Annotated in this window: 6 protein-coding genes and 2 pseudogenes; all 8 read left to right on the top strand. The window is 38.9% G+C overall.

The window, feature by feature from the left end; genetic code table 11:
• Nucleotides 1-965, top strand: a 965-nt coding sequence (locus HT699_RS11525) for a hypothetical protein (RefSeq protein ID WP_191996318.1), incomplete at its 5' end; no start/stop codon positions are given.
• A gap of 958 nt (nt 966-1923) precedes the next feature.
• On the top strand, nt 1924-2550 hold the full coding sequence (locus tag HT699_RS11640; RefSeq protein ID WP_007284783.1) for an Abi family protein: 627 nt from the start codon (nt 1924-1926) through the stop codon (nt 2548-2550).
• Nucleotides 2551-2766: 216 nt separating this feature from the next.
• Nucleotides 2767-3870, top strand: coding sequence for an FAD-dependent oxidoreductase (locus HT699_RS02885; protein WP_023940312.1), 1104 nt, complete (start codon nt 2767-2769; stop codon nt 3868-3870).
• Nucleotides 3871-3876: 6 nt separating this feature from the next.
• Nucleotides 3877-4146, top strand: coding sequence for a hypothetical protein (locus HT699_RS02880; RefSeq protein ID WP_172934080.1), 270 nt, complete (start codon nt 3877-3879; stop codon nt 4144-4146).
• A complete protein-coding gene (gene galE, locus HT699_RS02875; RefSeq protein WP_001156507.1) occupies nt 4125-5144 on the top strand; it encodes a UDP-glucose 4-epimerase GalE in 1020 nt (339 codons plus the stop codon). Before HT699_RS02880 ends, galE begins: the two co-directional genes overlap by 22 nt.
• A pseudogene (locus tag HT699_RS12135) lies at nt 5128-5706 on the top strand (glycosyltransferase family 2 protein); the annotation flags it as partial. The gene galE and the pseudogene HT699_RS12135, both read left to right, overlap by 17 nt.
• A gap of 183 nt (nt 5707-5889) precedes the next feature.
• Nucleotides 5890-6081: pseudogene (locus tag HT699_RS12130) on the top strand (glycosyltransferase); the annotation flags it as partial.
• Between the two features lie 174 nt (nt 6082-6255).
• Nucleotides 6256-6900: a hypothetical protein gene (locus tag HT699_RS02865; RefSeq protein WP_000949237.1), complete on the top strand. Its 645-nt coding sequence runs from the start codon at nt 6256-6258 to the stop codon at nt 6898-6900.
• Nucleotides 6901-6920: the final 20 nt, after the last annotated feature.

The following is a 6920-nucleotide window of genomic DNA, read 5'->3' as shown; positions in this document are numbered from 1 at the left end:
AAGTTAAAGAAGCCGTTTCGAAAGCTAACCCAACAGCCACCAACGTAGTTGTAAAAGACAATGGAGACGTAACTGTCACATTACCAGATGGAACAACTAAAGAAATTCCATCGACAGAAACCGTAGAGAAAAAATCTGGTAATAATAGTACTGATACTAGCAACAGTGGCAACACCAACAATGGAGCTACTACCAACCCTGCTGGCAGCAATAGCAACAGTGTGACACCAGATAACAGAGGCAATACTCCAGCCCCTGGTGTGACAACTGACAATAGTAGCAATACGACCCTTACTACTCCATCGTCTACTGTTGGACAGGCACAAGCAAGCACTTCGACTCAAGAAACGCCAGTTTCTACAAGCACTCCAAACAATTCAGGAACTACAGTGACTCCTAACGAGACTCGTCCTGTTGACAAGTCTGAGCTTGCTCGATTGGTTGAAGGATTGGAAAGTCGTTTGAAAGATTTGGATGATATAGATAGTACAATGCTTGAGTCAGCTAAAGCTCTTCTTACAGAGATTAAACAAGCTCTTAATGACGAAAGTTTGACAGAGTCCGATTTGCGTGATATTGTTAGAAGAGTGAGAGAGGTAATAGACTCCTTAAAAGGTGTGAAAGAAGACCAGCAAAATCAAGAAAAAGATCAGATGAAAGACGATAGTCAGACAACTACTGAATTTTCATATGTAGTAATGATTGGCAGTCTACTTGCCCTTCTTGGGCTCCTTCTCTTCCTCATCGCGCGTCGTAAGAAAGAGTCAGAACTCAAGAAATTGGTCAAGGAACTAAGCAAGCTTGAAGCAGAATTGGATTCTACAAATGTGGATACGAAAGTTCTCGACCAAGCACGAGAAGCTCTCGCTCAAGCAGTTGCTTTCCTAGCCAATGAGAAAGAGTCTGACCACACAGAAGACGAGTTGATTGAGAAACTCAAAGCGATTCTTGCTCAGCTAAGATAAGCGACATGTTGAAATATCGCAGGCGACCATAGAAGTTACTACATTGCTGGATAATGACGATAGGAAAAGTTAGTCGCAAACCTGTAGTGGGAATATACCAGCTTCTAGTGGGGAAGTGGTTCTGGGAACAGGACACCGTCTTTTAAATGGGAATGCTTCCTCCTCTAGTACAAGTAGAAGTCTTTGATGGTAGAGTAAGATAAAGAAGAAACACGAAACAAGTAAGATAGTTCATGAAATGGAACTGAAAATTGCTGGTGTGGACTCTTGAAGGAAGTAATGGATAGAAAGAAGTTGAAAAGCGTCTTTCTATCCATCTTTCTTTAGGAGTTGATGTAAGCGCTCTCTATCACTTGGTTTTGTCAGATGATTGTGCTCTCCATAACCAACCATACGTATATCATATATAGTAGATTGAAATAAGATATGAACAAAGAGATTGAGAAAGTCAAATTAATTTCTAGAAATATTTTAGAATCCGTAGCCTACTATTCTAGGCTCAATATACTACACTTAAAAAATATTTCTATTGATTAATAGGGATTATTGTGGTATAATCTAGGTAGATTAGAAGTCATCAAAGGTGCAGCAATGTATAACTAGGTGACCTTTTTTCATATAGTGGAGACTGTTAGAATGAATGTTGCCATATTTGAATTAACAAATTTCAAGGAATATATTCCTTGAAATATTGATATAGTTGATAAAATACGATTAGTTTATAATCCTGTGTTAGCACCTACTACGTTAAAAATGGCGATTGAACCTGCACTGACAGAAGAAGAATTGTATCAACATATGAAAGATAAATCTCATTGGGATTTTTCATATAATGTTGATGATGAATTTTATAAAAAGGATTGCGTAGATTTATGGTAAATTGGTTAATCGTCAGTATATTTTAGCTAAGTAAGCCTACTTATTTGATAGTTACCTTAGAAATTTCCTTCAAGAAATATTGGAGAGAATTGAAGTCTTTTTGAAAAAGAGTACCGCTGATGCTCTGACGCTTGGATACCAAAAAACTATTTATATTTTTGAAGACGATGATTTATATTTTTCTGAACAATCTAAATACTGCAAGGATAACCCTAAACGTCAGGATACTGTCTTGAAAACAAAGTATCATTTATCGCGGTTTATTTTTGAAAAACAAGATGATTCCATAGTAAAGAATCAGATTAGACAATATGGTGTTGTGTTGCCTTGGACTGTTTTTCGTTTAATGACATTTGGAAATATATCATCATTTCTTGTCGCCTTACAACCAGGTTATCGAAATAAGGTTGCTGCTTATATTAGTTTGCTCTTGTATAAGGATGATAAAATTCCAGCTAAAATCTTATTGTCCTGGTGTAATGCACTTCGATATCTTAGAAATATATGCTCATATAATGGCAGATTATATGAACGCTTACACCATACCTTACCTGCTCTTCATCATTCTGATAAGGAGTTATTGGAGACAAACTCAGAGAATGATGATAAGACATTATTTATTTATTTTATAGCAATGAGACATCTTATTTTGTCCATGTCCCTAGAAACCCAGAATTTTTGGAATAAAAAATACAAAATTTACTAGAAGAAGGAAGTAGAGAACAAATTGATTTGAGACACTACGGTCTTCCAGAGGACTGGGTGAACTTATTGACAATTAAGAATAGGATAATCTCTTAGATAGATAATTATTGGAAAGAATAAGATAGTATGGAGGTCTAGTATAAAACAAAATAAAGGGCACAAAACTTTTTTATTCTGTGTTGTGCCTTGAGTGAAACAAAAGGAATAAATTATAACAATGAAAAAAGTTGCCATTATTGGAGCAGGAATTGTGGGGGCAACAGCTGCCTACCACCTCTCGAAAGAAAGTGACCTAGAGGTAACCGTCTTTGACCATGGACAAGGTCAGGCTACCAAGGCTGCAGCAGGAATTATCAGTCCTTGGTTTTCCAAACGCCGCAATAAAGCTTGGTACAAAATGGCGCGCTTGGGGGCTGATTTTTATGTGGATTTATTAGCTGATTTAGAGAAATCAGGGCAAGAAATCGACTTTTACCATCGTTCGGGAGTCTTTCTCCTGAAAAAGGATGAATCCAAGTTGGAAGAACTCTATGAATTAGCCCTCCAGCGCAGAGAAGAATCTCCCTTGATAGGGCAATTAGCCATTCTGGACCAAGCATCATCTAATGAATTATTCCCTGGTTTGCAGGGATTTGACCGTCTGCTCTATGCTTCTGGTGGAGCGAGAGTAGATGGCCAACTTTTAGTGACTCATTTGCTGGAATCAAGTCATGTCAAGCTGGTCAAAGAAAAAGTGACTCTGACACCGTTAGCATCAGGCTACCAGATTGGTGAAGAGGAGTTTGAGCAGGTTATTTTGGCGACGGGAGCTTGGTTGGGGGATATGTTAGAACCCTTGGGTTATGCTGTGGATGTCCGTCCTCAGAAAGGACAGCTCCGAGATTATCAGCTGGCCCAAGACATGGAATTTTACCCTGTTGTCATGCCAGAAGGGGAATGGGATTTGATTCCTTTTGCAGGTGGCAAATTGTCCCTAGGTGCTACCCATGAAAATGATATGGGATTTGATTTGACGGTAGATGAAATCTTGCTCCAGCAAATGGAGGAGGCAGCCTTACCTCACTATCCAGTTTTAGCTAGAGCGACTTCAAGGGCTGAGCGTGTGGGAATCCGTGCCTATACTAGTGATTTCTCTCCTTTCTTTGGGCAAGTGCCAGAATTGGCAGGTGTCTACGCTGCTAGTGGACTAGGTTCATCAGGCCTCACAACTGGTCCTATTATTGGTTACCACCTAGCTCAATTGGTCAAAGGCAAGGAGTTGACTTTGAACCCTGAAAACTACCCAATTGAAAACTATGTCAAACCGGTAAAAAGCGAATAATACTCAATGAAAATCAAAAAACAAACTAGGAAACTAGCAGCGGGCTGCTTAAAACACTGTTTTGAGGTTGTGGATGGAACTGACGAAGTCAGTAACCATACCCATGGCAAGGCGAAGCTGACGTTGTTTGAAGAGATTTTCGAAGAGTATAAGCATTTTACTGAAATTTTATCTTACCCTCTAGGATGGCAAATGACATTCCCTATCAAAAATGGTAAAATAAGAAAAAATAATCCGAGAATCGAGGAATTAAGATGCAAGAAAAGATTTTGCTAACGGGTGGAGCAGGTTTTATCGGAACCCACACTGTTATTGAGTTAATCCAAGCAGGTCATCAGGTTGTTGTGGTGGATAACCTTGTCAACAGCAATCGCAAAAGTTTAGAAGTTGTTGAGAAAATTACAGGAGTTGAAGTACCTTTCTATGAGGCAGATATCCGTGATATAGATACTCTTCGTGACATTTTCAAACAAGAAGAACCAACAGGGGTCATTCACTTTGCTGGCTTGAAGGCTGTTGGAGAATCTACTCGTATTCCTCTTGCCTACTATGACAACAATATCGCAGGAACTCTTAGCCTTTTGAAAGCTATGGAAGAAGCCAACTGTAAGAACATCATTTTCAGTTCTTCTGCGACAGTTTACGGAGATCCTCATACAGTGCCAATCCTGGAAGATTTCCCACTTTCAGTGACCAATCCATACGGTCGTACCAAGCTCATGCTAGAGGAAGTTTTGATAGATATCTACAAGGCAGACTCAGAATGGAATGTGGTCTTGCTTCGTTATTTCAACCCAATCGGAGCCCATGAAAGTGGAGACCTAGGAGAAAATCCAAACGGTATTCCAAACAACCTCTTGCCATATGTGACTCAAGTAGCTGTTGGGAAATTAGAGCAAGTGCAAGTGTTTGGAGACGATTACGATACCGAAGATGGAACTGGTGTTCGTGACTATATCCACGTTGTCGATTTGGCTAAAGGTCACGTCGCAGCTCTGAAAAAAATCCAAAAAGGTTCAGGCCTAAACGTTTATAACCTTGGAACAGGTAAAGGCTACTCAGTTCTTGAAATTATCCAAAATATGGAAAAAGCAGTGGGACGCCCAATTCCTTACCGCATCGTAGACCGTCGCCCAGGGGATATCGCAGCCTGCTATTCAGATCCTGCAAAAGCCAAAGCAGAACTGGGCTGGGAAGCAGAACTCGGCATCACCCAAATGTGTGAAGATACATGGCGTTGGCAAAGCAAGCATCCAAATGGATTCGAAGACTAAGATGGTGATATCAATCATTGTCCCCTGTTTAAACGAAGAGGAAGTACTTCCTCTTTTTTATCAGGCTCTGGAAGCTCTGATTCCTGACTTGGAAACAGAAATCGAGTATGTCTTTGTCGATGATGGATCAAGTGATGGAACCTTGGAACTCTTAAAGGCCTATCGGGAACAAAATCCGGCAGTGCATTATATTTCTTTCTCGCGAAATTTTGGCAAAGAAGCAGCTCTGTATGCAGGCTTGCAATATGCGACAGGAGATCCGGTGGTGGTAATGGATGCAGACCTCCAGGATCCTCCTGGTATGTTGCTTGAGATGAAAAACTTACTAGACCAGAATGCAGATTTAGACTGTGTTGGAACACGGAGAACTAGTCGGGAGGGAGAACCCTTCTTTCGCAGTTTTTGTGCTAATCTCTTTTACTGCCTTATGCAAAAAATTAGTCCAGTAGCCCTGCCATCAGGTGTCCGTGATTTTCGCATGATGAGACGGTCTGTAGTCGATGCCATTTTAAGCTTGACCGAGTCCAATCGTTTTTCAAAGGGGCTCTTCGCCTGGGTGGGTTTCAAAACCTACTATTTGGACTATCCAAATGTCGAAAGGCAGGCTGGCAAGACCAGTTGGAGTTTGAGGCAACTTTTTTTCTACTCCATTGAAGGGATTGTTAATTTTTCAGATTTTCCCCTGATTATCGCCTTTGTGGCGGGACTCCTATCTTGTTTTATTTCTTTTGTGATGACTGTTTTTGTGGTGTTTCGGACCCTTATCTTGGGCAATCCGACATCTGGTTGGACCTCTCTGATGGCTGTTATTCTCTTTCTTGGAGGCATTCAACTCTTGACTATTGGGATTCTCGGTAAATATATCAGTAAGATTTATTTGGAGACTAAAAAAAGACCACTTTATCTTATCAAAGAAAAAAGTTATCATAGATCATGAAAAAGTAGGAATTATCTGGCGCAGTCACTTTTTTGTAATTATAATTCTTTTGGTCTGGAACTTGAGTGATTTTTAAAAAAATTAGGGATTTGACATGATATAAATGAACTATGTGGAATAAATTTACTGCAAAGACGATAACTTAATAAATAAAACATTCAGGAGGGTTATTTTATGCTAAGTAAAGAGGATTATACTGAAGAAATCGGGCTAATAAAGAAACAAAATTATGTAGAGGTTGAACTGTATCCTTTAGTTGCTGATATAATTAAGCCAACTTTAAAAGATAGTTTATCAAAAAGATATGTCTTCGGAAGACAAAGAAGGGGTTTGGGACAAATTTATTATGGTCTAAGTAATTTTCCTGATATAGTTATTTTAGATAAGACTTATGAAAACAAATCTAGGAAAAGTATAAAAATTGAAGAATGGAAGGAACTTCGAGGATGCGTGGAAGTTAAGAATTTAAATTATAGTTTAATTACAGAGGAAAAAATCAAATCAACCATATCGAACAGTTTTGAACATATAACTGGAGAGATGGGACAACTTATTGGAGACCTTTTATGGTATAAAAAAGTAATTTATACAAATGGAATTGAATGGAGATTTCTAAGTTTAGATGACAAGGAAGAGATAGATAATACAATTGTTGAAGTAGTTAACAAAAGAATAGAAACAGAAGAAGCGGGAAATTCTTTTGATTGGTGGAAGAATATTAAAGATTTATCGTTCAATTATACGGATATATGCCTATCTAAAGATTGTAGACGAGAGTGGAATGAATTTGTAAAAAGGGTAAAGGAAATAGAATGGTAGAAGTCTATTCTCATTGAGGA

Origin of the sequence: Streptococcus sp. 1055, from assembly GCF_013276815.1 — a bacterium.
GTDB lineage: Bacteria > Bacillota > Bacilli > Lactobacillales > Streptococcaceae > Streptococcus > Streptococcus pseudopneumoniae.
The sequence above is the reverse complement of the archived record's forward strand: the minus strand, read 5'-3'. Positions and strand labels throughout refer to the sequence as shown.